Below are 3,204 nucleotides of genomic sequence, written 5' to 3'. Positions count from 1 at the left end.
CGACAATGGGACCAGCGCGCGAATAACTTGGTTATTCCCGATCTGATCCATGCCCTCGACCCGACCACGCCGGGACGAGAGATCTCCGATGACGTCCCCCATGTAATCGTCTGGGGTCACCACCTCTACCGCCATGATCGGTTCAAGGAGGACAGGGTCTGCCGCTCGAACCGCTTTCTTCACCGCCATAGAACCTGCTATACGAAACGCCATCTCTGAAGAGTCAACGTCGTGATAGGAGCCAAACACCAAAGTGACACGCAGGTCCTCGACCGGATAACCGGCCAAGATACCCGACGCAAGCGCATCTTGGATACCAGCATCGACCGCAGGGATGTACTCCTTGGGAATGACACCACCCGTGATCTTATCAACAAACTCATAACCGCTACCGACACCCAGTGGCTCGACATTGATCACCACGTGTCCATACTGCCCACGGCCACCCGTCTGGCGTATGTAGCGCTCCTCGATGCGCTCAACCGGCTTGCGAATGGTCTCGCGGTACGCCACCTGCGGCTTGCCCACATTCGCATCGACCCTGAACTCCCGCAACATACGGTCGACCAACACCTCGAGGTGGAGCTCGCCCATGCCCGAGATCACCGTTTGACCGGTCTCCTGATCTGAGCGGACGCGAAACGTCGGATCCTCCTCAGAGAGCGCAAACAACGCTCGACCCATCTTCTCCTGATCTGCCTTCGTCTTTGGTTCAACGGCGACGTGGATCACTGGGTCTGGGAAGTCAAGACTCTCAAGGATAATCGGCTTGGACGGGTCGCACAGGGTATCGCCAGTCGTAGTATTCTTGAAGCCGACTGCCGCCACAATATCACCAGCAGCGACAGAATCAATATCCTCGCGATGGTTAGCATGCATTAAAAGGATCCGCCCCAAGCGCTCCTTTTTATCCTTGGTCGAATTCAGCACGGTGGCGCCCTTGTCAAGCGTGCCGGAGTAGACCCGAAAGTAGGTCAACTTCCCAACGAAAGGGTCGGTCATGATCTTGAAAGCCAGCGCAGAGAACGGGGCTTCGTCCGTCGGCTCACGCTCGATCGTCTCCGCTCCCGAGAGCGAGGTGCCGACAGCTGGTTTGATATCCACCGGCGATGGCAGATAGTCGACAACCGCATCCAGCAGTGGCTGCACTCCCTTGTTTTTGAAGGCCGAACCACACAACACCGGCACCAACGAGTTCGCGATCGTCGCCTTACGGATCGCACCCTGAAGAAACTCAGCGGAGATCTCCTGATCACCGATGTAAAGCTCCATCAGATCATCATCGAAGTTACTGAGCACGTCGATCAACTCTCGATGAGCATCCTCTGCGGCACTCTGGAGATGAGCGGGAATCACTTCGGTATGAAACTTATCTCCCATCCCTTCATCCCAAATGATCGCCTCCATGCGGAGAAGGTCGATCACTCCGAGAAAATCGCTCTCCGATCCAATGGGCAGTTGGATAACGAGAGGGTTCGCGTCCAAACGATCTTTAATCATCTCGACACAACGCTCGAAATTTGCGCCAACCCGGTCCATCTTGTTGACAAAGCAGATGCGCGGAACAAGATACTTGTTGCCTTGGCGCCAGACTGTCTCTGTCTGAGGCTCCACACCGGCGACTGCATCGAAGACCGCAACTGCGCCGTCAAGCACCCGAAGTGAGCGCTCCACTTCAACAGTGAAGTCAACGTGGCCCGGGGTATCGATGATGTTGATGCGGTGATCCTTCCAGAACGCCGTCGTGGCCGCAGAGGTAATGGTGATGCCGCGCTCCTGTTCTTGGGGCATCCAGTCCATCGTGGCCGCACCTTCGTGCACTTCGCCGATCTTATAATTCTTGCCGGTGTAGTAGAGAATCCGCTCCGTCGTCGTCGTCTTACCCGCATCGATATGCGCCATAATTCCGATATTGCGGATACGGTCGAGAGGAATCTCGCGCTTCGTGACCATTTACTCCTTCTCCTCTGCGTGGCTAGCCACTAACACTCCTTGGGCCCCCTGCTCATACCTTCTTACTCTCATCCAAACCACGTCTGCTCATCCCCCCGCACGTCCATGGAGACCAGTCTCCTCAGCTCACGGCCGACACGGCCTTTGTGCCGCTAGGAGACCACTTCCTCCTACCGCCAAGCGAACTCCCCTTTAAAGGCAGCGACCATTGTCGCAGCCAAACGAGACCGACCCCACTCGCCCATCGCCGACACCTACAAAAGGCACCGCAACAAGCCAACAGAACCCGTGGACCGCGGAGCTTACGCCGTGCCTACCAGCGGTAGTGCATGAAGGCGCGGTTGGACTCCGCCATCTTATGGGTATCATCGCGACGTTTCACCGATGCACCGACACCATTCGAGGCATCAAGTACCTCATTTGCCAAACGCTCAACCATCGTCTTTTCGCGGCGACCCTTGGCATTGGTGACGATCCAACGGATCGCTACCGAATTTGCTCGCCTTGGCTTGACCAGCACTGGGACCTGATAGGTGGTACCGCCCACTCGCCGAGAACGTACCTCGGTATCGGGCCGCGTATTATCGACCGCACGCTTGAGCACCGCTACTGGATCACTGCCAACCTTCTCTGCGATGGTGTCAAGTGCACGATAGACAATATGCTCTGCAACTGACTTCTTGCCGCTCACCAACACTTTGTTCACGAATTGAGCGACAAGCACTGAATGGTAGACCGGGTCTGAGGCGATATATCGCGGTTGGATTGGGCCCTTTCTGGGCATAGCTCTACTTCTCCCTCTTCGCACCGTATCGGCTACGGGCTTGCTTACGATTCTTCACACCAGCTGAGTCCAACGAGCCGCGAACGATCTTGTAACGGACTCCGGGGAGGTCCTTGACTCGGCCACCTCGCACGAGCACGATAGAGTGCTCCTGAAGATTGTGACCAATCCCAGGTATATACGCCGTGACCTCGACTCCGGAGGTCAGGCGCACTCTCGCAACCTTACGCAATGCCGAGTTCGGCTTCTTCGGAGTGGCCGTATAGACGCGGGTACAGACCCCACGACGCTGCGGGGAACCCTTCAGTGCCGGCGTTTTGGTCTTCGTCCGCTTGGACTCGCGACCCTTTCTAACTAACTGTGAAATCGTAGGCAAGACGTTCCTCTCGTCAAATACATTCTGGTATAGCCATCACGCAGAGCAGCCCAGAGCCGCTCTTGGCCCAATCGGACAGTCTAACGCACAC

3 protein-coding genes are annotated in these 3,204 nt (G+C 56.5%); all 3 read right to left on the bottom strand.

Going from position 1 to position 3,204, the window contains the following annotated elements; genetic code table 11:
* On the bottom strand, positions 1-1,953 hold a 1,953-nt coding region (gene fusA, locus M7439_RS06860), incomplete at its 3' end, for an elongation factor G (protein WP_298348964.1).
* 313 nt (positions 1,954-2,266) lie between these two features.
* Positions 2,267-2,737, bottom strand: coding sequence for a 30S ribosomal protein S7 (gene rpsG, locus M7439_RS06855; RefSeq protein WP_298347502.1), 471 nt, complete (start codon positions 2,735-2,737; stop codon positions 2,267-2,269).
* 4 nt (positions 2,738-2,741) lie between these two features.
* Positions 2,742-3,113 carry a 30S ribosomal protein S12 gene (rpsL, locus tag M7439_RS06850; protein WP_035389109.1) on the bottom strand — a complete coding sequence of 124 codons (372 nt, stop codon included), beginning with the start codon at positions 3,111-3,113 and terminating at the stop codon, positions 2,742-2,744.
* Positions 3,114-3,204: the final 91 nt, after the last annotated feature.

The sequence above is a fragment of the Ferrimicrobium sp. genome, assembly GCF_027319265.1.
GTDB lineage: Bacteria > Actinomycetota > Acidimicrobiia > Acidimicrobiales > Acidimicrobiaceae > Ferrimicrobium.
The sequence above is the reverse complement of the archived record's forward strand: the minus strand, read 5'-3'. Positions and strand labels throughout refer to the sequence as shown.